Genomic DNA, 24123 nt, shown 5'->3' with positions numbered 1-24123 from the left:
GAGGAATCATCCCCGGCGGGTCGTCTTCTCCGTCAGGCGGCTGATTCTAGCGAACTCCTCAGCGTCAAGGGATGCACCGCCGACCAGAAAACCATCAACATCCGGCTGACTAATCATCTGCATGGCATTCTTGGAGGTGACGGACCCCCCATAGAGGACACGTACGGTCTGCGCCACATGGGGTCCGAAGGTCTCCCGCAGGTCGTCACGCATGGCCTTGGACGCCTCCTGGGCCGATTGGGGGGTGGCTACTTGACCGGTGCCGATGGCCCAGACGGGCTCATAGGCGATGATGAGCCTGGCCGCCTCCTCCTCGTTGAGGTCCCGGGTCACATCGTGGACCTGGCCCACTGCGAAGTCCAGCTCAATGCCCTGACGGTGCTCCTCGCTGCTCTCCCCCACACACAGTATGGGCTGCATACCCGCAGTCAGGGTGGCCCGGACCTGGTCGACAATGTTGGCATCGTCCTCGGGGTGGTACTTGCGACGTTCCGAATGGCCGACGATGACGTAGGAGCAACCCAGTTGGGAGAGCATGTCAGCCGAGACATCTCCGGTGAAGGCCCCCTGGGTGGTCACCGATACCGCCTGGGCCCCATAGCGAATCTTGAGGTTATCGGCCTCGACGAGGACCTGGACGCTGCGAATGGAGGTGAAGGTAGGCATAAGCGCCACCTCGCAGTGGCGGTAGTCAAAGTGGGCGTCACGCAGGAGCCAGGCGAGTTTCTGCACAAAATAGGTCGCCTCGAGATGGTCGAAATTCATTTTCCAGTTGCCGGCCACCAAAGGAACACGTGCAGATGCCATCTAGTTTCCTTTCACAAACGAACTTACGTCATACTAGCAGTCCCAAGAGAAGAGGGCACACCCCGAATGGGATGCACCCTCACTGTGTAGGTCAAGGCTACCATGACCCGCCCTTCAGAGCTCTACTCCAGGACCTTGAGTCCTGGCAACTCCTTGCCCTCAAGGAACTCCAGGGAGGCGCCGCCGCCCGTGGAGATGTGGGAGAAGCCGTCCTCAGGGAAGTGGAGGTTGCGCACGGCGGAGGCGGAGTCGCCGCCACCCACGATGGTGAAGGCCCCAGCTGCCGTGGCATCGACCAGACCCTGGGCCACGGCCTTGGTGCCCTCGGCGAACTGAGGAACCTCGAAGACACCCATGGGGCCGTTCCATACGACGGTCTTGGAATCGACGATCTTGTCGTGGAAGAGCTTGCAGGAATCAGGACCGATGTCCAGGCCCATCATGTCCGATGGAATGGCGTCCGCGGGAACTACCTTGGGATCGATCGGGGTATCACCGGACGGGAAGCCCTTGTTCACCACAACATCAGTGGGGAAGACCAATTCCACGCCGTTCTTCCTGGCGGTCTCGATGTAGCCCTTGACCTTGTCGACCTGGTCCTCCTCCAGGAGGGAGGATCCAACCTCGTAGCCCTGGGCCTTGAGGAAGGTGAAGACCATGCCGCCGCCGATGACCAGGCGGTCGGCCTTGTCGAGCAGGTTCTCGATGACACCCAGCTTGTCGGAGACCTTGGAACCACCCAGGATGACCGTGTAGGGGCGGCTGGGGTTCTCGGTACCCCTGGAGAGCGCGTCGACTTCCTTCTGTACCAGGAGGCCAGCGGCGGCGGGCAGGTCAGCCGCAACGTCATAGTCGGAGCCTTGGGCCCGGTGTACCACACCGAAGCCGTCGGAGACGAAGGCCTCACCTAGGGCGGCGATCTTCTTGGCATAGGCGGAGCGCTCGGCATCGTCCTTGCTGGTCTCCTCAGGATTGAAGCGAACGTTCTCGAGCAGAATCACATCGCCGTCAGCCATGGCCGCGACCTTGGCCTGCGCATCATCACCATAGGTGTCCTTGGCCAAGGGAACCTTGGTGCCCAGGAGCTCACCCAGACGCTGGGCCACAGGTGCCAGCGACAGTTCGGGAACGACCTTGCCTTTGGGGCGGCCGAGATGGGCCATGACGATGACCTTGGCCCCCTGGTCGCGCAGATTCTTGATTGTTGGCAGTGCCGCGCGGATACGACCGTCATCGGTGATGGTGGTTCCCTTGAGTGGAACGTTGAAATCGGCGCGAACCAGAACTCGCTTGCCCTTGAGATCTCCCAGATCCTTGAGTGTCTTCATGAATATCCTTTCCTAGCGTTACCTGAGGGAGAGTGGCCACCCTCAGGCCCACAGAGGCTTGCTTTGAAGTGCCTCTGCGGTAGTGCTCCTCTTGTGATGATACCCGCCGGAAAGGATCAGGCAAAAGCTGGAAAGCCTTGGCAACAAGGGGGCTTTCACCATGCGCTTGATTGCAGGCCTTGCAGGGGCCCAGAAGATTGTTAGCGCTCACAGTCCCTGCTGGCCATAATCCTTCGGGGACTGATAAGGACCTCTCCCTGACCGCATGACACAAGGGGTCAGGGAGAGCTGTCTCACATCCACCGGGCGCAGGCGCCGATACTGGCCACCACTCAGGAGCGATGGAGCTTCTCCGTCTTATCAGCCAGCTGCAGGAGACGACGGATGCGCCCTGCGATGGCATCCTTGGTGATGGGCGGGTCAGCCAAGCGGCCGAGTTCCTCAAGGCTGGCATCGGGATGGTCGAGCCTGAGCTTGCCAGCGGCCCTGAGATTGTCGGGGATGTCATCACCCAGGATCTTAAAGGCCTGACGGACCTTCTCCCCTGCTTCAGCAGCCGCCTTGGCACTCCTGCGCATATTGGCGTCGTCGAAGTTGGCAAGCCGGTTGGCCTTGCCCCTAGCCTCGCCATCGGACCTCTTGCCGGTCCATTCCCGGGCCGACCGTGGCGCCCCCATGAGTATGAGCATCCGTTCGATGGAATCGGGATCCTTGAGGGTCACCCGCTCCGAGCTCCGTAATTGGCGGGCCTTGGCCGTGACACCCAACCTCCTGGCCATTCCCTGCAGGGCCAGGGCTGCCTCGTGGGAGGGGCAGACGATCTCAAGATAGGAGGCCTTGCCTGGGTCCGAGACAGCTCCACGGGCCAGGAAGGCACCCCTCCAGGCCGCTTTGATCTGGGCGATGTTGCCGGATACGATGTCGGCGGGGAGTCCCTTGACCAGCTTCATCCTGCGGTCCAGGAGGCCAGCCTGTAGGGCCAGAGCGGTGGCGCCTCGGGTCACTTCCAGGTCATAGTGGATGAGTTTGCCATTGGGTGCCTGACGGGTGATCTGCTTGATGGAGGACTCACGCTGGAAATAGCTGCCGATGGTGGACTGCAGCCACTGGGCCGCCTCCGACGAGTCGAACTGGGCACGGATGATGGCTTGGTTGTTGACCGGCCGCAGACCTCCTGCGAAGCGCATCATGGTTGAGGCTTGGGCCATCTTGGCGGCAGGCAGGTCAGTTTCGATCGCTGCTAGCTCATGTTTGACATCATCCAAGAGTGCCAAGTGACAACCTCCTAAGTTCCTTGATTATGTATGCAATGCTCAGATTGGTTCGACTGGTGTCAGCGAAAAGCCACGGCTTTCTGTGATACCGAAGGTATTGGACAAGCCGGAAGCCAGTATCCGTTATTCGACCACTAATGTCTCATATGCTGATACTAGGACCGTTGCCTCCTAAGCTCCCGGGCGGAAACCGTTACCTCAAGGCCCTGGGTCTTGAGACGATCGGCCAAGGCCAGGCTCATGGCCACGGACCGGTGCTGACCTCCAGTGCAGCCGAAGCCGATGGTCATGAAATGCTTGTCCTCCTGAGCGTAGCCCTTGACAGCGATCATGATCGCCCGTTCGTAGGCCTCCAGAAAATCCTCGGCCCCCTCGCTTGACAGCACATAGTCGGAGACCGCCTCATCCTGGCCTGTCAACTCCCTAAGACTGGGCACCCAATATGGGTTGGGCAGGAAGCGTACATCCGCCACGAAATCCGCATCCAGGGGCATACCATACTTGAAGCCAAAACTGAATATATGCACTGTGACCGTACTGGGACCGGCTCCCAGCAAGGCCTCATACAAGTGCGTTGACAGCTGGTGAATGCTCAGGCCGGAGGTGTCGATGACGGTGTCCGCCCGCTCCTTGAGACTTGCTAGCAGGGCACGCTCCTCCTCGATCCCGTCAATCAGACGGTTGCCTCGCTGGAGCGGATGGGGGCGCCTGACTGATTCGTAGCGTTTGATGAGCACCTCATTGGATGCATCCAGAAAGATGATACGGGTCCTGACGCCAAGATCATCCAGGTGGCTAAGCACCGCGGAGAGGTCATCGAAATAGGTGCGGGAGCGAACATCAATGACGGCAGCGAGCTTGTGTACCTTGGAGGCTGAGGTCGTCATCATATCCACCAGGGGAATGAGCATCTTGGGAGGCAGATTGTCGATCACATACCAGCCCATGTCCTCGATGCTGTTGGCCGCTTGGGACCGTCCGGCACCACTCATGCCGGTGATCAGCATGACCTGGAACTGATCCGCCGGCTCCGCCTCGCCGACTTCGGTTCCATCCCCGGGCCGCTGCACGACTGTGTCTTTACTCACAATGCCTCCTGTATGGCAGCTCTCATTGACTGCTCCACCGCAGCCACCAGCCTATCCGATAGGTAGGGCATTTGGAATGCTGTCTTCAAATCCGGCCCTATGGCCGCCACAGCCGCCGCTCCAGTGGCTTGGTCAATGTTCCGGTCGACTTCCGGCAAGCGTGGGCCAAGCATGACCAGTAGCTGGATCAGGGCCTGGTAGAGGAGCATTTCCTCTCCTCCAATCGACAAGCCACCGCCCTCATCCCAGACCCTGTTCAAGAGGCTGGGGCGGGGATCGTAGGCCACATCCAGCAGGCTGCCGGACAGATGATGACCGGAGGCAGCCAGTGACTCGGCCACCGAATCAGCAGCATGGGCGGGCAGTGTGGAGATTACCACGTCAGCATCGGCCAGAAGCCCTGTCAGGGCCTCATCATGCAAGGCCACAGTGTTGAGGTCCATGACATGGCGGTAATCACCGGCAAGATCGAGGATGTCGGGGTGGGAGTCTGGGTGACGGGCAGCCAGCACCAATCGCCATGGCCTGACATCTGCCCCCTGCGCCCCGGAGGATGAATCGGTGGGGTCACCCTGCTTGGGACTGCCCGGCAGGGTCTCAGAAGCTCCTGCTTGAAGGCTGGCCAGAGCCGCCAAGGCCGACTGGGCGGTATTGCCATTCCCGAGTATGACCGCTGTGCCTCCGGCCCGCAAGGGCCTGGAAGCAAGTCCCAGACCAGAGGCCTGCTGCACCTGCCAGGCGTGACGGAAGGCCAGGGCGATGCCGGCCACATCGGTGTTATAGAGTCTGATGGCCGCCTGCCCCTGGGTCTCCTGGCTGGCGGACCCCCAGTCAAAGACGGCCGTGTTGGCCACCCGCAGGCGCTTGGCCCAGGGGTCCTGAGCCTGCCCATAGGGCACAATGGCTTGTTTGAGGGGCATGGTCAGGCTCAGTCCCACCCAGGAGGGGTCCAGAGATTGCACGAAGGCCGGCAAATCAGCCTGAGTGACCTCCTGGCGGTTATAGGCCCAATCATCCAGTCCCAAGGCTTTGTAGGCGGCCTCATGGAGAAGCGGCGAGAGCGAGTGGGAGATGGGAGAACCCAGAACGGCACAGTGGTGCGTGATGGAGATCATGGCTGAGGCTCGCTTTCCCATGTCTGACCGACCCATTCGGAGTCCTGATCCTGCTGTGGCTCCTCGGGGTGAAGGGCCAGGTAGATGGCCTGGGCCTTGGCCTTGCCGATTCCTTTGACCCCCTCAAGCTCCTCCAGCGAGGCGCTACGGATTGACCGGACCGACCCGAACTCCCTCAACAGACGTTTCTGGTAGGAGGGGCCGATGCCAGGTATGCTGTCCAAGGCCGACCTGAGGGCCCCCTTGCGGCGGCTCTGCCGGTGATAGGTTATGGCGAACCGGTGAGATTCATCACGTACCCGCTGGAGCAGATACATGCCTTCGGATTGACGTTTGAGGATGATCGGATAGTCGTCGTCCGGCACCCAGACCTCCTCCAGGCGCTTGGCCAGTCCGCAGACCGCCACATCCTTGACACCGCAATCGGCCAAGGCCTTGGCCGCGGCCATGACCTGTGGCTTGCCGCCATCCACCACCAGCAGATTGGGCTTGTAGGCGAAATGCCGACGATCCGTGTTCTGCATGACAGTCTCCTGGCCAGCCTCCACTGATTGGGCTGGGGATTGCTCCCTGCCTGCCCCGGATCCAGCCAGTGCGGGTTCATCAGACCCACCCGACTCCTGGGCCTGGACCAAGCGCCGCTCATTGTCGATGCTCTCACCACTGTCGCCGGCGATGTTCCCATGCCGGAAACGGCGGGTCAGGGTCTCGTAGAGGGCCGAGAGGTCATCAAGGGCCCCCTTGCCATCCTTGCCTCTGATGGCGAATCGACGGTATTCGGACTTCTTGGCCATGGCATCCTCGAAGACCACCATGGAGGCCACCTGGAAGGCCCCACCGACCGTATTCGAGATGTCGTAGCATTCGATCCGCAGGGGGGCCTGGTCAAGACCCAGAGCCTTGGCCACATCGTTCATGGCGGTCGTCCTGGCTCCCATGTCACTGATACGGCTGAGCTTGCTGCGTTGGAGGGCCTGCTTGGCGTTGTCACCTGCACGGTCCATCAGCGCCTTCTTCTCACCCCTGACCGGGACCTTGATGGATACGGCCGCTCCACGCAGGCCGGAGAGCCAATCCTCAAGTTCCTTCCTTCGTGCAGGTTCGATGGGGACCAGGACCTCACGGGGCACTGGTGAGATGGGGGCCAGGAGGTCCTGTCTGCCGGTCTGCTCCTGCCGCTCCCGACGGGTCCTGGTCGCCTGGGCCCTGGCCTGAGTGTCGGTCGCGGTGACGGTCTGGGTGGACCCCAGGGCGTCCCGGCGTTCCTTGATGTGCAAGGCCTCGGAGGATGCAAACCCCTCCTGATCGCACTCCTCGCAGCCGGTCGAGTTCCTCTTGGCAACCGCGACAGCAAGTTTGTCCCGCTCCTCACGGTCCTCACCGACCACGTCAGAATAGACCTGGACAAAGAGGTCGGCCATGAGATCGGCATCGGAGATGTCCTCCACCCGTTCCACGGTCCAATTGCGCTCTCCCCTGATCGAGCCGGCCCGCACAAAGAAGGCATGGACGGAAGCCTCGAGCTCATCTGACTCCAGGCCGAAGACATCCGCATCCACATCGGAGTCGAAGACCACGGCATTCTGCTCGCCGACCGTCTGCAGCATCTGAATCTCATCGCGCAGACGACCCGCCTTCTCGAATTCCAGCTCCGCGCTGGCTTCCTTCATCTCCCTGGTCAGATCGGCGAGGTAGGACTTGCCGAACCTGCCGGTCATGACACCCACCAGCCGTTCGACCAGCTGCCGGTGCTCCTTGGGGCTGATACGGCCCACACAGGGTGCCGAGCACTTGCCGATGGAGGCCAGAAGACAGGGCCTGCCGGTCATCTGGGCCCGATGGAAGGTGGTCTTGGAGCAGGTGCGGACCGGGAAGGCCTTGAGGAGGCGGTCCAGGCTGTGACGTAGGTCCCAAACCTTGGCATAGGGGCCGAAATAGCGGCTGTCCTTACGCTTGCGCATGCGGGTGATCCAGACCCGGGGCACCTGCTCACCGACGGATACTGCCAGGTAGGGGTAGGTCTTGTCGTCACGGAAGACCACATTGAAGCGGGGGTCGAACTCCTTGATCCATGTGTATTCCAGGGTCAGCGCCTCAAGCTCCGTCCCCACCACCGTCCATTCCAGGCTACGCGCAGTCAGGACCATGGTCTGGGTCCGGGGATGGAGTTGGTCGAGGGGTTGGAAGTAGTTGGTCAGCCGGTTGCGGAGGTTCTTGGCCTTGCCCACATAGATGACCCTACCCTCGCCATCGCGCCACTTGTAGACACCTGGTTCGGCTGGTATGTCCGAGGTCTTGGGCCGGAAGAGGTCGCGGGAGTCCCCCAGGGCCTTGGCGGTGTTGCGCGCTGTCTTCCGCCAGTGGTCACTGCTGTGCTTCTCGACCATCCCTGACTGTGCCATACCTGCCTTTCATTCCCGCTGCCCTGGGGCAGCACCTGCACTGCCCTGGCTGTCTGCCTGACTGTCTATCTGCCCGATGCAGAACACCGGATACCAGCACTCTACCGGAGCATGGGCTTGAGGTAGCGCCCGGTCCAGCTTTCCTCACATTCGGACACCTGTTCGGGGGTGCCTTGGGCCACGATGGTTCCCCCACCGTTGCCGCCCTCGGGGCCCAGATCGATGATCCAGTCGGCCGACTTGACCACATCCAGGTTGTGTTCGATGACAATGACGGTGTTCCCCTTGTCCACCAATCCTTGGAGGACAAGGAGGAGCTTGCGGACATCCTCGAAATGCAGGCCGGTGGTCGGCTCGTCCAGGATGTAGACGGTCTTGCCCGTCGACCTACGCTGGAGTTCGGTGGCCAGCTTGACCCGCTGGGACTCACCGCCGGACAGGGTGGTTGCCGGCTGGCCCAGGCGGATGTAGCCCAGGCCGACATCCACCAGGGTGTCCAGGTAGCGGGAAATGGAGCTGTAGGCCTTGAAGAACTCGGCAGCCTCCGTGATGGGCATGTCAAGCACGTCGGCCACGGTCTTGCCCTTGTACTTGACCTCCAGGGTCTCCCGGTTGTAGCGCTTGCCGTGGCACTGCTCACATTCTACATACACGTCCGGCAGGAAGTTCATCTCGATCTTCAGGGTGCCATCGCCATGGCAGGCCTCGCAGCGGCCTCCCTTGACATTGAAGGAGAAGCGGCCTGGGCCATAGCCACGGACCTGGGCCTCGGGGGTCTTGGCGAACAGGGCGCGGATCTTATCCCAGACACCGGTGTAGGTGGCGGGGTTGGACCTGGGTGTGCGCCCGATCGGGTTCTGGTCCACATGGATGACCTTGTCGCACTGGTCAACCCCCTCCACCCTGGTGTGCTTGCCGGGAACGATACGGGCCCCGTTCAGCTTGTCGGCCAGGACCGGGTAGAGGATGGAGTTGACGAGTGTGGACTTGCCTGACCCCGAGACACCGGTCACACAGGTCATAACACCCAGGGGGAAGGAGACCTTGAGGTCCTTGAGGTTGTTCTCCCGTGCCCCGACCACCTTCAGTTGCTTGCTCTTCTTGGTCTTCCGGCGCTTGGACGGCAGTTCGATCCGCCGACGGCCGGCGATGTAGTCACCGGTGATGGACCGGCTGGCTTCGGTCAGATGGGAGGCGGGGCCTGAATAGACCACCTCGCCGCCCAATTCTCCGGCGCCAGGGCCGATGTCGACAAGCCAATCCGATTTCTCGATGGTCTCCTGGTCGTGTTCGACCACGATGAGGGTGTTACCCAGGTCGCGCAGGTGGTGGAGGGTCTTGATAAGGCGTTCGTTGTCACGCTGGTGGAGACCGATGGAGGGCTCGTCAAGCACATACATGACCCCGACTAGGCCGGAGCCGATCTGGGTGGCCAGGCGGATGCGCTGGGCCTCCCCGCCGGACAGGGTCTTGGCGGCCCGGGATAGGGTCAGATAGTTGAGGCCCACATCATTGAGAAAGCGCAGGCGGGCCTTGATCTCCTTGAGGACCTCACCGGCGATCTGGGCGGCCTGACCGTCAAGCCTGAGCCCCTCCACCCACTGGAGGCTGTCCTGTGCGGACATGTCGCAGACATCGGCAATGGATTCATCCTTGATGGTGACGGAGAGGACCTCCGGGCGCAGGCGCCTGCCGTGGCAGGCCTGGCAGGGCACCTCACGCATGTAGGACTCGTAGTAGAGCTTCATCTGGTCGGAATCCGTCTCGTCGTGCCGGCGCATCAAGGTACGCACCACCCCCTCGAAACCGGTGGAATACTCTCGCAGTCGGCCCCACCTGTTGCGGTAGGAGACCTTGACCTTGAAGTCGCGCCCGAAGAGTACCGCCTTGCGGACCTCCTCAGGGAGCTTCTTCCATGGCGTGTCCATGGAGAAGCCCATCTCATCGGCCAAGCCGTCGAGGACATGACCGTAGTACTCCCCCGTGCTCTTGTTCATGGACCAGGGTTCGATGGCCCCTTCCTTGAGGGACTTGTCAGGGTCGGGTATGACCAGTTCAGGGTCGATCTCCAGCTTGAAACCGATGCCGGTGCATTCCGGGCAGGCTCCATAAGGGGCGTTGAAGGAGAAGGTCCTGGGCTCGATCTCGTCCAGCTCGAGCTGGTGGCCGTTGGGGCAGGCCCGTTTCTCCGAGAAGGGCTGACGACGCTTGGGATCCTTGTCGGACAGGTCCACGAAGTCCACCAAGATGATGCCCTTGGCCAGGTTGAGTGCGGTCTCAATGGAATCAGTGAGCCTCTGGGTCACGGACTCCTTGATGACCAGGCGGTCGACCACTACCTCGATGGTGTGCTTCTTTTGCTTGGTGAGCTTGATATCGTCGGAGAGTTGCCTCATCTCCCCGTCGATCAGGGCACGGGAGTACCCGTCGCCGCGTAGGAGCTCAAGGAGGTCTTCGAACTCTCCCTTACGGCCGCGCACGACGGGGGCCAGAATCTGGAAGCGGGTTCCCTCAGGGTTGGCCATCAGACTATCGACCATCTGCTGGGGTGTCTGGGCGCTGACCACGGCCCCGCACACGGGGCAATGGGGAATGCCGGTTCGGGCGAAGAGCAAGCGGAGGTAGTCGTAGATTTCCGTGATGGTGCCCACCGTGGACCGGGGGTTGCGGTTGGTGGTCTTCTGGTCGATGGAGACCGCAGGGCTCAGGCCCTCGATGAAGTCCACGTCAGGCTTGTCCATCTGGCCAAGGAACTGTCGGGCATAGGAGCTCAGGGATTCGACATAGCGCCGTTGCCCCTCCGCGAACAGGGTGTCGAAGGCCAGGGAGGACTTGCCGGAACCAGACAAGCCGGTGAAGACCACCATGCGGTTGCGGGGTATGGACAGGTCCACATTCTTGAGATTGTGCTCGCGAGCGCCCTGGATGCTGATCTTCAGGTCCGAAGGGATGTGGCTGATGTCCGCCACGAGCGAACCCATGGCGGATCTGAGTGGAGCCTTGGCCAGTTCCTTGGACAGGAAGGTCTCGCTGTCCAGCACCTTCTGGGCTGTCTTGGCATCGGGGGCACTTCCCTGTGTCTGAACCCCTGATTTGCCTTTGTCTCTTGCTGTCTTGGCGACCAACTGCTACCTCCGCGTCACACCACACCACACCGATTATTGCAATGGCTCAACCGGTCTTGTCAGTTCCTATTCCCAGGCAATAATACAGCAATCGCTCCCATTTTTCGAACAGCTGTTCGATTTTTGCCTGATGCTGCATGCGCAGGCAAGGTGCAAGCAGCCGGCCCGAAGACCGACCTACACTGAAACGTAAGACGTATCCATTCATCCAAGGAGGGAATTATGGACAAGTCAGCGGCTGGGGAAGGTGTGACTCCTGTTGTGAATTCACTAAGCGAGGAGATTCTTTGGGCCAGAAAACCATGGATGAGGGTGGAGGACCTGATCCTCTGGCTGGCGTGGGCCCTGACCCTGGCCTTCAACGCGTATTCCGAGATGGGCAAGCTCGGTGGAATGAACAATGCGGAGATATCCGGTCAGGTCCATTCCTGGTTCACCCCCGCCGGCTACGCTTTCAGCATATGGGGACTGATTTATCTAGGCCTGGCAGTCTGGCTCTTTTTCTTCTGCAAGTCTCCGGTAGGCCGTAAGCCCGTGTGGCATATGCCCATGAGCGCCTCCGGCCTTGTGTTCGTCCTCAGCTGCCTGCTCAATGTCGCATGGTTGACGGTCTGGCACATGGAGCTGTTTGTCAGCAGCATCGTACTCATTGTCTCTTTGAGTATAACCGTATGGTCCCTCTACGCCCGTGACCGGATATTCACCCGTCAAGTGACCGATTGGGCTCCTCTATCCTTATACGGCAGCTGGCTGCTGGTGGCCACTCTAACCAACTGCTGGTACGTGCTGCTGAGGGCCCATCAGTCCTGGGAGGGCAGTGTGCCTGTGCAATCGCTGGTGACACTGGCCCTGCTGCTGGCCCTGATCCTGGTGTCCTATCTGATGCGCCGGCTGCTGGGCGATTGGATGGTCGGGCTGGTAGTTCTTTGGTCGGGGATTGCCATTGGTGTTAAGCTCATGGGCCAATCGGCGCCCATGGCCGTGGCCATCATCATTCTGACCACCCTGGGCGCGATTGTTATCTATGCTCCCTGGAAGCGAATCCTCACCAAAGCATGATACTGACGTGCCTCTTGGCCTTCTCAGGGGGGGGCGCCAGCCTGTCTCAGGCACAGCTGGCCCCCGTTCCTTGCTCTTAGGCACCTATGGCTATGATGTTCTTTGGTCTTTGGGGCGGTCAAGTGAGAACAGGCTGGGTAAGCTACCTGAGCAACTTTCGCAACCGCAGGTCTAGACCAGCGCAATGGCACAAGGACACACAGGGAAGACGGTAGCAAGCTATGTCAATCGAGGGGCAGGGACTGGAGATTCAGATCGGCGCGAGAACACTGCTGCACCCCACCGACTTCCACGTATCCAAGGGTGACAAGATCGGTCTGGTAGGCCGCAATGGCGCCGGCAAGACCACCCTGACCCGGGTCATCACCGGGGATATGCTCCCAGCCGGCGGCAAGGTCAGAATCAGCGGCAAACTCGGCTACCTGCCCCAGGACACCCATGCCGCCGACCCCAGCCAGACGGCCCTGGACCGGATGATGAGCGCCCGGGACATCGCTTCCATCATCAAACGCCTCCGCAAGGCGGAAAAGGAGATGACCGACCCTGACCCGGATGTGATGACCAAGGCCATGGACCGCTACGACAAGGCCATGCAGGCCTTCGACAAGGCCGGGGGGTACGCGGCCCAGTCCGAAGCCATCTCCATGGCCGACAGCCTGGGACTCAAGCAGGAGGTCATGCAGCAGGAGCTGGGCACCCTTTCCGGTGGCCAGCGCCGCCGTATCGAGCTGGCCCGCATCCTCTTCTCCGATGCCGACACCCTGATTCTGGACGAGCCCACCAACCACTTGGACGCGGATTCCATCGAATGGCTCAGGGGCTATCTCAAACGATTCGAGGGTGGCTTCATCGTCATCTCCCATTCCACCGAGCTTCTGGACGACGTGGTCAACAAGGTCTGGCACTTGGATGCCCAACTTGGTCAGATCGACATGTACTCCTTGGGTTGGAAGGCCTACCTCCACCAGCGGGTGGTGGATGAGGAACGCCGCCGCCGCGAGCGCGAGGTGGCCGAGAAGAAGGCGGACCGGCTCATGAAGCAGGGGATCCGCCTGCATGCCAAGGCCACCAAGGCAGTGGCCGCCCAGAACATGATGCGCAGGGCCGAACGGCTCCTCTCCGAGACATCCGAGGCCCAGGCCAAGGAGAAGGTGGCCGACATCCGCTTCCCCGAACCAGCTCCGGTGGGCCGCACCCCCATCACGGCCAAGGACATCTCCAAGGCCTTCGGGTCCAACATCGTCTTCGCCGGCATCAACCTGGCCGTGGATAAGGGCTCCCGTGTGGTGATCCTGGGCTACAACGGCGCCGGCAAGACCACTACCCTGCGAATCCTGGCCGGTCAGGAGGAGCCCGACACCGGCGAGGTCATCTACGGGCATGGCTGCAAGATCGGCTATTTCGCCCAGGAGCACGACACCCTGGACATGGATTTCACCGTCCTGGAGAACCTACGCCACGTGGCCCCCGAACTGGACGACACCCAAGCGCGGTCCATCCTGGGTTCCTTCCTCTTCTCGGGGGATGACGCCATGAAACCTGCCAAGGTCCTCTCCGGCGGTGAGAAGACCCGTCTGGCCCTGGCCACCCTGGTTACCTCCAGGGCCAATGTCCTCCTGCTTGACGAGCCCACCAACAACCTGGACCCGGTCTCCCGCGATGAGATCCTCAAGGCCATCGCCAAATACGAGGGCGCCATCATCCTGGTCACCCACGACGAGGGTGCGGTGCAGGCCCTCAACCCGGAGCGGGTCCTGCTCATGCCCGATGGCGACGAGGACCTCTGGAACGACAGCTACCTGGAGCTGGTCGCCGAGGAGTAGCGACCAAAAACCAGCATGACCGGCAAGGCCCCCCACGCACCGCTTCGCTTCCAGCCAAGCCTGGTGCAAAGGGGGCCTTTCCATACCCAGGCAAGTAGAATTGCCGGTATGGTGACCATCACCAGGCAAGGAGACTGACATGGCAGAGCTTCGGGATGCGCAGGGACGTAGGGCACTGACCCACAAGGCCTACGATGTGGCGGACGTCAGATCCATGGAGGCCCCCCTCCTGGCTCAAGGCATACCCCTCATGAACATGGCGGCCTCCGCTGTGGCCCAGGTGGCCTTGGACGCCCTGGGAGCTGCCGGCATCGAGGTTGACGAGGCCAAGCTGGTCCTCCTGGTCGGCGGGGGCAACAATGGCGGTGATGGCATGTACGCGGCCGCGAAGCTGGCCCGGCAGGGATCGGACGTGACGGCCATCGCCGTGGGCCGCAGCGTACATCAGGCCGCCTTTGAGGCCTTCGCCAGGCAGGGCGGCAAGATCCTGGTGCTCGACCCCCAGGCGACCATCCCCGGCTGCCAGGCAGGCTTCAGCGCCGGTGAAGCGGGCGAACGGCTGGAAACCGCCGTGGACTACGCCCTATCGGCGGACCTTATCATCGACGCCATGACCGGCATCGGCGCCCAAGGGCCCCTGACGGGCATACCCGCCACCATCTCCCATGCCCTCTGCGAGCAACTTGCCGACCGGCAAGACAACTGGCCCAGTGACCCTTCCGGACTGCCCCGCGATCTCATAGATGGGGATGGGACCAGCGACGAGGAGATCCCGCCAGGTCTTGACGACGGCGCTCAGGGGCCCATCGTCCTGGCCGTCGACACCCCTTCGGGACTGGGCGTGGACGACGGAAGTCTGCCTGGCGACCACCTGCCTGCCAATCTGACCGTCATGCTGGGAGCCCTCAAACCCTGCGCCCTACTGCCACCGGCAGCCTACGCCTGCGGCAGGCTGGTCCTGGTGGACCTGGGCTTTGACATTGACCAGTTCGCCCCGGTCGTGGAGGCCATGGACGAGGACCTGGCCTCCAGCTTCATCCGCCTGCCCAAACCCAGCGACGGCAAGTACCAGCGCGGCGTGGTCGGCCTGGTCACCGGCTCCGAGGCCTACCCCGGTGCGGCCGTGCTCTCCACGTGCGCCGCAGCCAGGACCAATGTGGGCATGGTCCGCTACCTGGGCCCCAGAAGGGCCCAGGACCTCATCCTGGGGCAACTGCCCGAGGCCGTCATGGGCAAGGGACGGGTGCAGGCCTGGGTGGTTGGTTCGGGTGTTCCCGTCCACGAGAACAACAGTCACGGGAGGGACCTGCAAGAGGAGACCATCAGCGCCCTCCTGGCCCATTACGAGCTTGATCCATTGGTCTGCGAGAAAGCCGAGGATCTTGGACTCGCAGAAAGGGGCATGGAAGATCCGGAAGATCCGGATGATCCGGCCGCTCAGCAGATCGACCCCAGGCAGATGCCCCCCATCTGCGTGGATGCCGGCGCCCTGGACCTCCTGCCCTCCCGCGTGCCTCCCCAGGTGGTCATCACCCCCCACGCTGGCGAGCTGGCCCGACTCCTGAGCCGGCTGGGCGAGGACCTGGAGGCCTGCGAGGTCCAGGCCGACCCCTGGCATTGGGCGCTCAGGGCCCATGAGTTGACCGGCGCCACCGTGCTTCTTAAGGGTGGCATCACCATCCTGGTCGGCCCCGACGGCGAGGGCGGGGTCAGGACCATGGTCTCGGGACGCGGCCCGGCCTGGATGGCCACGGCCGGTTCCGGCGATGTCCTCTCCGGCATCTTGGGCGCCATGCTGGCCCAGAACGAGGAACTGCTGGAATCCGACAGCTCTATGGCCGTGGAACTGGCAGCGGCCGCCGCCTGGATCCATGGCTATGCTGGAAGCCTCGCCTCCGGCAGCGACCAGCAGGGCTGGCAGGCTCCAGACCTCTACGGTCAGCCCCTCACACCCTTACGGGATAGGTTTGGCTACCCCATCGTCGCCCGGGACCTGGTCGAGGAGATTCAAACCTGCATTTGGCGGGCCACTACCGGCAACAGCGAGGAGGCCGATCCCTGGGCCGCTGGCTCCGGGCGATTTGTCGGCCAGATCTGAGAAGCTTCATGTGGTCGTCGGGGCTGGCCGTACTGGCCTCGACTTTTCCGTGTCAGCAGTGAAACGCACAAATGAAAGCAGGCCAAGCGAATGAGCAGTGAATCCGGTATGGAATCTTCATTGTCGGAAGCATCTGTAATCCAAGACGATATGGCCACGGAGGTCTCCGACGTGGTCTTCGACTTCTGCGGAGTGCTGATTGATTGGCAGCTGCGCTCCTGCCTTCTGGGCCACTACCCCCAACAACTGATCGACGAGATTGCCGCCCCCAACGACCCCTATGGCTTCTTCCACTATGAGGACCGGATGGATGCCGGTGAGGACCTGGCAGATGTCATTGATGACTACAGGCAGCGCTATGGGGATGATATGGCCCAAGTCTTCGCCTACTACATCAAGCACTACGACGATTCCCTGACACGAATCGTGCCTGGCATGGAGGAGCTCCTGGAGGACCTGCTGGCGGCCGGCATCGGATGCTGGGGCCTGACCAACTGGGCCCACGAGACCTTCCACTTCGCCTTCGAGAAGTTCCCCCAGCTTGAGGATCTTCTGGGTGGCACCATCGTATCGGGCGCGGAGAAAATGCATAAGCCTGATGCCCACATCTACCAGCTGGCCATGAGCCGCTACGATCTGGACCCCGCGACGACCGCCTTCTTCGACGACACCCCCAAGAACGTGTCCGGAGCCGAGGCCGTGGGCATGCAGGCCTTCCTCTTCTCTGATGCCGCCCAGGCCCGCAGGGACTTGGAATCCCTGGGCGTGAGACTCTAGCGGCATCGCATATATCCTGTGGGCCGATCAAGCCATGTGCCTGATCGGCCCACAGCATATGCCTTGACGAAAGCCTGCCCACCGTCCATATAGAGATATAAGTACACGGCCTGAATATGCCCATTGGTATATGCTGTTCTTATGACACTGCTCCAGCTCAAGTACATCGTCAAGATTGTCGAATGCGGCTCCATGAACGAGGCCTCCCACGAACTCTATGTCTCCCAGCCGGCCCTGAGCTCCTCGGTCAAGGAACTGGAGCATGAGATGGGCATCGAGATATTCACTCGGTCCTCCCAGGGAATCACCCTGACGGTGGATGGGGCCGAGTTCCTGACCTACGCCCGGCAGGTCCTGGACCAGGCGGCCCTCATGGAGGAGCGCTACCGCAACGCCAAGCCCCGCAAGCAGCTCTGCTCGGTCTCCACCCAGCATTACATGTTCGCCGTGGAGGCCTTCGTGGAGATGATCCACGACAGCCGGGCGGACGAGTATGAGTTCACCATCCGTGAGACCAGAACCAGGGACATCATCGACCAGGTGGCCAACATGCTCTCCGAGATCGGCATCATCTACCTGTCTGATTTCAACAAGCATGTGATCGGCAAGCTCCTGCGCGAGAAGCACCTGGTCTTCCACCCCCTCTTCCGGGCCGACCTGCACGTCTTCCTGGCCAGGAACAACCCCTTGGCCTCCAGGGAGCGGGTGTCCATGGAGGATCTCAAACCCTACCCCTTCCTCCAGTACGAGCAGGGCAAGGAGGGTTCCTTCTACTTCGCTGAGGAGGCGGTCTGGCCGGACTTCTCCCCCAAGCAGATCAACGTGACCGACCGGGCCACTATGCTCAACTTCATCATCGGCCTCAACGCCTACACGGTCTGCACCGGCATCGACAACGGGGACCTCAACAACGAGAAAATCGTCACCGTCCCCCTGGAGACCGACCAGACCATGCTCCTGGGCTGGATCGGCAACGAACGCACCAAGCTCAGCCAGGCGGCCGAGACCTACCTGGAGAAGCTGGGCCAGGTGGCCCGTTCCCACGGCTACCAGCTCATCGAGTAGCTCTGAAGGGATACCAATTCACCAGAGGCAGGACAGGTCTGACTACTTCTTGGCTGGCATGGAGCAGATAGTGTGATTGAGGTAGCGGTCGGCTGTGCCGATGTACTCCTGGGTCTGGGGGTCGCGGATGTAGGCGGCCTCCGGGTCCACCTGGCCACCGGTGGCGGGGTCGATCAGGGGTGCCTTGCTCGTCGCGGTAGAGTCCGGTGGTCGGGTCGACTGCTGGCGAAGGGGCCTGGTCATGGTCCTGGGGTTGGCTGCCGGCAACGCCGGAGCCCTCGCCGCTGGTGTCCTCCCCCGCTTCTGGAATCTGCTTGGTCTCTTGGACCACCAGGGGCTTGTGGTCACGCAGGGTCTGCCATACGCCCTCGGCCGCCGGGGCCCAGATCCGTCGGTTCTTGTCTGAGGGGGCGGGGATGACGGGGAGGGTCTGGCTGTAGAGGTGGCTGGTCTTGAAGTCTTTGAGGCTGGCGGCCAAACCGACCAGGGGGCGGGCTGAACCAAGGCCGGGGCTGAAGTTGAGGGCATTGAGGAGCGCGAAGGACAGTTCGTAGAGCTGGCTGCTGTGGCTGAAGTCCCTCTTGGCGAGGGTTTGGTTCATGAGCTGTTTGACCAGGTACTGCTGGCGGGTGGTCCGCATGATGTCCGTGCCATCGGTGCCTGAGCCATGGCGCATTCGGGCGTACTGGGTGGCCTGGGTGCCGTTCAGGTGGCGCAGGCCACGGGCCAGGTCCAGGCCGATGTAGTCGTCCTTGGTGTCGGCCGCTATGCACAGGTCCACACCTCCCACAGCGTCTATCATGCCCTTGAGTCCTTGGAAGTCCACCACGATGAAGTCATGCAGGTCCAGACCGGTCAGGGACCCGACGGCAGTGAGGCTACACGAGGCCGCCGAGGCCAGGTCACCGCCTTTCTGCCAGCCACTGGAGAAAATGGTATTGAACATGACCTGCCGCTGGGCTGGAACGAGGCCCCGGCTGGTGGGGCAAGCGGGTGCATCCACCAGGGAGTCCCTCTGTATGGAGACCAGATTGATGTAGGAGCGGTCGGCGCTGATTTGCACCACCATGGCGGTGTCAGACATGTGGCCAGCCATATCCTCTCCCTCCTGGTAGCCACCCAGGGCTGCGTTGCCCTCTCCAGCCCGCGTGTCCTGCCCTAGGACCAGCAGATTGATCTCACGCCCGGCCCTCATGTCGATCAGCGGCGGGTCATGGGGGCCGATGGGCGGCACGCCCCTACGGCCTATGGATAGTTCCAGGTCTATCCAGCCGGCGGCACCCACCGTTGCCAGGAAGGTGAGCGCCGCGACCAGGGCCAGGACCAGGGCCTTGGCCATGTGGCCACCCTGGGGATTGAGGGCACCATGCCGTGGCTGGTGCTTACGGGCTGCGGTCTCACTGGGGTTCTGGTTGGCGCCAGAGTCCACCCTTCGGTCTCTCTCCATGTGCTCTCCTTGCTGCTGGGTAGCCTTCCTACCTGCTGCCATCGCGCTTCCGGTCAATGACTGGCCGGTAGACCTTCGGCGGGGACCCTGCACACCTACCAGTCAGGGGGCCATTGCCAGGCAAAGCTGGCAGGGCCCGCACAGGCGCCTTCCTACCGTCCGGTCAGAGGGGGAAGAATGTTCTGTCGGCTCCAATGCTTGGTTGTGCTGACGGGTCCCCCAGTTTGGCTGGTTGAAGACCTATGGCCTTGCACAGGGCGCTCTTGCCATCACTGTTGCTCCCAAGCTCACCTACCGGAAAGTAGCTGTTGTTGATGATGAGGGTCGGGGTGGTCATCTGCCCCTTGAATTGGCCGCTGGGATGTTCCAGGTCGGGACGGGTCTTGGTGTAGTCGGTCAGCTTCTGGACCCAGTCCAGGTACTGGCCCTGGACGGCATGGTCAGCCACCTCCTGGGGCACGCCGACCTTGAGAGCCACCTGGGCCAGGGTCTCGTTGGATATGGGGTCCTGGCTCTCCTCTGAGGGCTGGAAGTCCTTGGCATAGAGGGCTTCGACCAGGGGCAGGAAACAGTCCGGCGCCTCCTGGGCTACGGTCGCGGCCATGCTGGCGGTCCTGCTGGAGTACTGGTCAGGCCTGTGACTGTCCAGAAAGGACATGAAGTGGATGCCGACATTGGCTTGTCCCGCATCCACCAGAGCCATCAGGGTCGGGTCCAGGATTTGATGAAGCTGGCCACAGGGCGGGCAGAGAAAGTCCATGTAGATGTCGATGGTGGGGACCTTGGCCGTAGGCTTGCCCACGCCCTGCCTGCCAACGATGAAGCCTCCCTGGGCATCGGCCTTGTCGGGTCGGACCTGCACCGCCTGGAGGGCCCGGTAGGCCTCGTTGTCCAGCGGCTTGGGAGCAGCTGGGGCGGGACCGGGTTTCGCTGTCGCGGACGGCCCTGAGGTCGGCCTTGCGGCATTGTTCCTGGAGGAGCCGAAGGCATAGAAGAGGGCGCCAAGAACCAGGGCCAGAACAATGACCACGGACAGGATCAGCATCAGGGCCCGGGGCTGCACCCTGAAGGATGCTCTGCACTCAGGCGCGTCCGGCAGCGGCGCCTGTCCCCGCCCCTGCTGAGCCGGGTCCTGCGGCCTGATGTCAGCCGGTGATTGCCTATTGCCAGATTCATCCGCCAAAGCCATGGGTCCTCCTCCTGGCGGCCTGCCGGTCCGCCTGTTATTCCAGACTCACCATCCATCGTGGTCAGTGGCCAAACCCCATCCGTGACCACCAGTCTACCCATAGGCTCTGGAATCGGCCGCGGCTGTCAACACGGCAGTTGGACATCAGGCCCCGTAGGCCTCCAGGTAGGCAGTTGCCCGGACCTTGAGGTCTTCGGTGAGGAGGGAGTTGCCGGCGGCATCCTTGATGATTTCGGCTGCGGCGAAGATCTCACGCACGTTGGCGATGGCCAGGACAGGGAATCCGAACTCCTCCTGGATTGACTCGATGGCTGGCTTGTCGAAGCCATCGGGTTTCTCCATCCGGTCCACGGAGATGACCATGCCCACGACCTCGACATCGGCCGCGGCCCTGATCTTGGGCATGACCTCGTGAACGGCGGTGCCTGCGGTCATGACATCGTCGACCAGGAGGACCTTCATGCCGTCCTCCAGCTGACGGCCGATGATCATGCCGCCATCGCCGTGGTCCTTGGGCTGCTTGCGGTCGAAGGTGTAGCCAACATTCATGCCATGCATGGATGCCAGGGCTATGGAGGAGGCGACGGCCAGGGGGACGCCCTTGTAGCTGGGCCCGAAGATGCTGTCGATCGCCTCGGGCAGGGCCCCCTGGTCCATGGATTGGACGATCTTCTCGGCATAGAAGGCACCCAGAGTGGCAATCTTCCTGCCGTCGTCGAAGGCTCCTGAATTGATGTAGTAGGGCGAGCGCCTGCCTGACTTGAGGGTGAAATCGCCGAATTTCAGGGCTCCTGATTGCAGGAGGAATTCAGTGAAGCGCTGGTCGAGCCCCCTGGTTCTCCGGTCCTTGATCTGCTGTGTGGAGTCTTGCTCCATGGTCTCTTCCTTCCTTGTATCGTTTCCTTGCTTGTTTGGCGGCCTTACGGAACAGTCATGGCTGTCATGCCTGCGCTGTCATGCCCGCAGGGCAGCCCTCAGGTCGTCGCGCATGGCCATGGCGGCCCGCCTGGCGTTGCGTCCCACCAGGTCCAGGGTCTCCTCATGGCCCATGTCCTCCTGGTAGTTGGGGTCTTGCCGCCAGGCGCCAATCACACCCCGGGAGGAGTTGACGATGGCACCAGAGCCTTGGGCGTCGAACATGCCGGCGACATCGGCGGCCTTGCCTCCCTGGGCCCCGTAGCCGGGCACCAGGAAGAAGCTATGAGGCATCCGTGCTCTGAGCGCCGCCCCCTCGCTGGGGTGGGTGGCTCCCACCACGGCCCCCACCCTGGAGTAGCCATGCTCCCCTATGCTCTCACTGCCCCAATCCTCAACCATGTCTCCCACCGCCTCAAAGGCCCGGCCTCCCTGGGCCAGCTCAAGCTCCTGCAGCTCACCGGCATTGGAGGTGCGCACCAGCACGAAGATGTCCTTGTCGCCCTCTTCTGCGGCCTGGGCAAATGGTCTGATGCCATCACTGCCCAGGTAGGGGTTGACCGTGATCGCATCCTCATACCAGAGACCCGGCCCCCAAGCGCAATTATCAAGCTCATCGCCACTGAGCGGCTCCTGGCCCCTGACGACATTGCTGCCGGTCAGATGCTTGGCATAGGCGGCAGCCGTGGAGCCGATATCGCCCCGCTTGATGTCACCGATGACCTGCAGACCCTGCTCCTGGGCGTAGCGGCAGGTCAGCACGTAGACGTCCATGCCCAGCGGCCCCAGGGCCTCATACATGGCGATCTGCGGTTTGACCGCCGGCACCAGGTCGACCACAGCGTCGATGATGGCCTTGTTGAAGGAATAATAAGCACTGGCCAGCTGGGCGGCGTAGAGGACTGGAGATGGTTGGCTCTGCCCCTCATCCATGAGCAGCTGCTCAGGGATGAGCTCCGGCCGGGGGTCGAGCCCGATGACGCTTGGGTTCTCCTTGGCCGCGATGGCCTCAATGAGTCGGTCCATGGGTGTTCCTTTCCTCTTGGGTATGGTCGTTGTCTACCTGCACCGGGACTGGGGTAGGCGATTGAAGGTCAACCGGCTGCCGATGATGGTGGCCAGGGGTCTGCCGGTCACCTGCCAGCCTCCGAATGGTGTGTTTCTCGCCTTGGAATGGAAGGCCTGCGGGTCGATGGTCCAGCTCTGCTTATTGTCCAGAATCGTCAGGGCCACCCCCTGCGAATCAGGCACTTGGCCCAGGTCCAGAACCCGTCGTGCCCCGAATTCCCCCACGCCACCGGAAGAGTCCCCCTGAGGGGTATCGGGGATGCCCTTGGCCATGTCCGCTCCTGCCGGGCCTGGCCGGGTAGAGCCCTCATAGCTGCCGTAGGTGTCCACGAGGCCGGCTATGTCGGTCGCCTGGCCACTCATGAGCCGCATGGGGGCCAGGGACATGAGTTCGATCAGCCGGCGCTCGCCGATCAGGCCGGAGTCCACCAGGGCCTGGTGGCAGACCCCGTAGGCGCTTTCCAAACCGATGATGCCGTTGGGGGCTTGAGCCAGTCCGACCGACTTCTCACCACTGCTATGGGGGGCGTGGTCCGTGGCCAGCATGTCGACCGTGCCATCGGCCACGGCCTCAAGGGTGGCCTGCCGGTCCGCCTCGGATCGCAGGGGCGGGTTCATCTTGGCCAGACTGCCGTAGCGTAGCAGGTCCTCGTCGCACAGGGCCAGGTAGTGGGGGGCGGTCTCGCAGCTGATGGGCAGCCCTTGGGCTTTGGCCTTGCGGATATGGGCGAAGGAGCCTGCCGTGCTCACATGCTGGAAGTGGATGTGCACACCGGTTCCTTGGGCCGCCTCGATGTCCCTGGCCACAATGGCCAGCTCGGTGTCCTCCGCAATACCCGGCAGGCCCAGCTCCCGGCTGACCGGCCCCGCATTGACCACGCCAGAATCGTGGTGCTCGCAGTGTTCGACCAGGGGCAGCCCGGTCTCCTGGGCCACCTCAAGGACCCGGTCAAGAATGGCCGAGGGCACGGCGGACCCGTCGTCGGAGATGGCTACCACAGGGTGGCCCGACAGACTGTCCTTGCCGGCTCCCGGCATGAAGCGCCGCCACAGGTCTGGATCTACGGCCTCAAGGCCCTCACGGCCCATGGAGGCGCAGACACTGAGCTTGTAGCGAGAGGGCAGACGGACCCCATGGAGGTCCTCGTAGCCCCGCAGGTAGTCGATGACCGAATCGGCCCCCTGTTCCATGAGTTGGCCGGCAATGGCGGCAAGGTCCCCACCCGAAGCGGCCAGTTCCTTCAGGGGTCTGCCATCCACGGCCGGTCTGGTGTTGGGCATGATCAGCAGGTCCGTATACCCGCCTGAGGCCGCAGCCGCACAGCCGCTGACCATGGTCTCCTTGTCGCACTGGCCGGGGTCACGGAAGTGAACATGGGGGTCGGCCAGACCGGGCGCCAGGGTCAGGCCACGGGCATCGACCCGGCCTTGGGCCTCTGGCCCACCATCACCCAAGGGCTTAGGTCCATCGGGAATGACCAGGTCAATGGTCTCACCCCCGGTCCAGAGGCTTATGTTCTCCAGTCTCACCATGCTTCACCTT

At 62.4% G+C, this 24123-nt stretch carries 17 protein-coding genes; 5 read left to right on the top strand and 12 right to left on the bottom strand.

All coding sequences use genetic code 11. From position 1 onward, the window contains the following. Window positions 1-6 precede the first annotated feature (6 nt). The 7 genes from tpiA to uvrA form a co-directional block, all read right to left on the bottom strand. Window positions 7-807, bottom strand: coding sequence for a triose-phosphate isomerase (tpiA, locus tag CRD60_RS02200; RefSeq protein ID WP_113859696.1), 801 nt, complete (start codon window positions 805-807; stop codon window positions 7-9). A 122-nt stretch (window positions 808-929) separates the two neighbouring features. Further along, window positions 930-2135 (bottom strand): phosphoglycerate kinase, encoded by a 1206-nt coding sequence (locus CRD60_RS02195; RefSeq protein ID WP_113859695.1) that lies wholly within the window; start codon window positions 2133-2135, stop codon window positions 930-932. Window positions 2136-2467: 332 nt separating this feature from the next. Beyond that, window positions 2468-3409 (bottom strand): DNA-binding protein WhiA, encoded by a 942-nt coding sequence (gene whiA, locus CRD60_RS02190; protein WP_113859694.1) that lies wholly within the window; start codon window positions 3407-3409, stop codon window positions 2468-2470. 155 nt (window positions 3410-3564) lie between these two features. Further along, entirely contained in the window at window positions 3565-4479 is a 915-nt protein-coding gene (rapZ, locus tag CRD60_RS02185; RefSeq protein WP_236630810.1) for an RNase adapter RapZ, read from the bottom strand. Window positions 4480-4493: 14 nt separating this feature from the next. After that, complete coding sequence (locus CRD60_RS02180) at window positions 4494-5612, bottom strand: shikimate dehydrogenase family protein (RefSeq protein ID WP_113859949.1); 1119 nt, start codon at window positions 5610-5612, stop codon at window positions 4494-4496. After that, window positions 5609-7999: an excinuclease ABC subunit UvrC gene (uvrC, locus tag CRD60_RS02175; RefSeq protein WP_236630809.1), complete on the bottom strand. Its 2391-nt coding sequence runs from the start codon at window positions 7997-7999 to the stop codon at window positions 5609-5611. Before uvrC ends, CRD60_RS02180 begins: the two co-directional genes overlap by 4 nt. A gap of 116 nt (window positions 8000-8115) precedes the next feature. Next, the gene (gene uvrA / locus CRD60_RS02170; protein ID WP_236630808.1) at window positions 8116-10995 is read right to left on the bottom strand and encodes an excinuclease ABC subunit UvrA; all 2880 of its coding nucleotides are present in this window, start codon (window positions 10993-10995) and stop codon (window positions 8116-8118) included. 405 nt (window positions 10996-11400) lie between these two features. On the opposite strand from uvrA, the gene CRD60_RS02165 reads away from it, so the two are divergent. From CRD60_RS02165 to CRD60_RS02145, 5 genes are all read left to right on the top strand, one after another. Then, window positions 11401-12198 carry a hypothetical protein gene (locus tag CRD60_RS02165; RefSeq protein WP_127975616.1) on the top strand — a complete coding sequence of 266 codons (798 nt, stop codon included), beginning with the start codon at window positions 11401-11403 and terminating at the stop codon, window positions 12196-12198. Window positions 12199-12419: 221 nt separating this feature from the next. Next, window positions 12420-14021 carry an ABC-F family ATP-binding cassette domain-containing protein gene (locus CRD60_RS02160; protein WP_113859690.1) on the top strand — a complete coding sequence of 534 codons (1602 nt, stop codon included), beginning with the start codon at window positions 12420-12422 and terminating at the stop codon, window positions 14019-14021. A gap of 139 nt (window positions 14022-14160) precedes the next feature. Further along, a complete protein-coding gene (locus CRD60_RS02155) occupies window positions 14161-16119 on the top strand; it encodes a bifunctional ADP-dependent NAD(P)H-hydrate dehydratase/NAD(P)H-hydrate epimerase (RefSeq protein WP_113859689.1) in 1959 nt (652 codons plus the stop codon). 150 nt (window positions 16120-16269) lie between these two features. Then, on the top strand, window positions 16270-16896 hold the full coding sequence (locus CRD60_RS02150) for an HAD family hydrolase (protein ID WP_113859948.1): 627 nt from the start codon (window positions 16270-16272) through the stop codon (window positions 16894-16896). A 141-nt stretch (window positions 16897-17037) separates the two neighbouring features. Then, window positions 17038-17961: a LysR family transcriptional regulator gene (locus CRD60_RS02145; protein WP_113859688.1), complete on the top strand. Its 924-nt coding sequence runs from the start codon at window positions 17038-17040 to the stop codon at window positions 17959-17961. Here the strand turns inward: CRD60_RS02145 and CRD60_RS02140 are convergent. The 5 genes from CRD60_RS02140 to CRD60_RS02120 form a co-directional block, all read right to left on the bottom strand. Next, complete coding sequence (locus CRD60_RS02140) at window positions 17951-19408, bottom strand: LCP family protein (protein WP_236630783.1); 1458 nt, start codon at window positions 19406-19408, stop codon at window positions 17951-17953. The genes CRD60_RS02145 and CRD60_RS02140 overlap by 11 nt on opposite strands. A 163-nt stretch (window positions 19409-19571) precedes the next feature. Further along, the gene (locus CRD60_RS02135) at window positions 19572-20597 is read right to left on the bottom strand and encodes a DsbA family protein (RefSeq protein WP_113859687.1); all 1026 of its coding nucleotides are present in this window, start codon (window positions 20595-20597) and stop codon (window positions 19572-19574) included. Window positions 20598-20741: 144 nt separating this feature from the next. Beyond that, entirely contained in the window at window positions 20742-21473 is a 732-nt protein-coding gene (gene pyrE / locus CRD60_RS02130) for an orotate phosphoribosyltransferase (protein ID WP_113859686.1), read from the bottom strand. A gap of 78 nt (window positions 21474-21551) precedes the next feature. Beyond that, window positions 21552-22538, bottom strand: a complete 987-nt coding sequence (pyrF, locus tag CRD60_RS02125) for an orotidine-5'-phosphate decarboxylase (RefSeq protein WP_113859685.1) — start codon at window positions 22536-22538, stop codon at window positions 21552-21554. Window positions 22539-22571: 33 nt separating this feature from the next. Next, on the bottom strand, window positions 22572-24113 hold the full coding sequence (locus tag CRD60_RS02120; RefSeq protein ID WP_113859684.1) for a dihydroorotase: 1542 nt from the start codon (window positions 24111-24113) through the stop codon (window positions 22572-22574). Between the last annotated feature and the right edge of the window lie 10 nt (window positions 24114-24123).

The organism is Bifidobacterium aemilianum, assembly GCF_003315635.1.
Lineage (GTDB): Bacteria > Actinomycetota > Actinomycetes > Actinomycetales > Bifidobacteriaceae > Bifidobacterium > Bifidobacterium aemilianum.
The sequence above is the reverse complement of the archived record's forward strand: the minus strand, read 5'-3'. Positions and strand labels throughout refer to the sequence as shown.

Bases quoted from the DNA above. Each gene is read 5' to 3' on its own strand.
- pyrF (WP_113859685.1), bottom strand. From the start codon at position 22,538: ATGGACCGACTCATTGAGGCCATCGCGGCCAAGGAGAACCCAAGCGTC.
- CRD60_RS02140 (WP_236630783.1), bottom strand. From the start codon at position 19,408: ATGGAGAGAGACCGAAGGGTGGACTCTGGCGCCAACCAGAACCCCAGT.
- CRD60_RS02180 (WP_113859949.1), bottom strand. From the start codon at position 5,612: ATGATCTCCATCACGCACCACTGTGCCGTTCTGGGTTCTCCCATCTCC.
- tpiA (WP_113859696.1), bottom strand. From the start codon at position 807: ATGGCATCTGCACGTGTTCCTTTGGTGGCCGGCAACTGGAAAATGAAT.
- CRD60_RS02160 (WP_113859690.1), top strand. From the start codon at position 12,420: ATGTCAATCGAGGGGCAGGGACTGGAGATTCAGATCGGCGCGAGAACA.
- CRD60_RS02145 (WP_113859688.1), top strand. From the start codon at position 17,038: ATGACACTGCTCCAGCTCAAGTACATCGTCAAGATTGTCGAATGCGGC.
- CRD60_RS02120 (WP_113859684.1), bottom strand. From the start codon at position 24,113: ATGGTGAGACTGGAGAACATAAGCCTCTGGACCGGGGGTGAGACCATT.
- uvrC (WP_236630809.1), bottom strand. From the start codon at position 7,999: ATGGTCGAGAAGCACAGCAGTGACCACTGGCGGAAGACAGCGCGCAAC.
- CRD60_RS02195 (WP_113859695.1), bottom strand. From the start codon at position 2,135: ATGAAGACACTCAAGGATCTGGGAGATCTCAAGGGCAAGCGAGTTCTG.
- CRD60_RS02150 (WP_113859948.1), top strand. From the start codon at position 16,270: ATGGCCACGGAGGTCTCCGACGTGGTCTTCGACTTCTGCGGAGTGCTG.
- CRD60_RS02135 (WP_113859687.1), bottom strand. From the start codon at position 20,597: ATGGCTTTGGCGGATGAATCTGGCAATAGGCAATCACCGGCTGACATC.
- pyrE (WP_113859686.1), bottom strand. From the start codon at position 21,473: ATGGAGCAAGACTCCACACAGCAGATCAAGGACCGGAGAACCAGGGGG.
- uvrA (WP_236630808.1), bottom strand. From the start codon at position 10,995: ATGGGTTCGCTCGTGGCGGACATCAGCCACATCCCTTCGGACCTGAAG.
- CRD60_RS02155 (WP_113859689.1), top strand. From the start codon at position 14,161: ATGGCAGAGCTTCGGGATGCGCAGGGACGTAGGGCACTGACCCACAAG.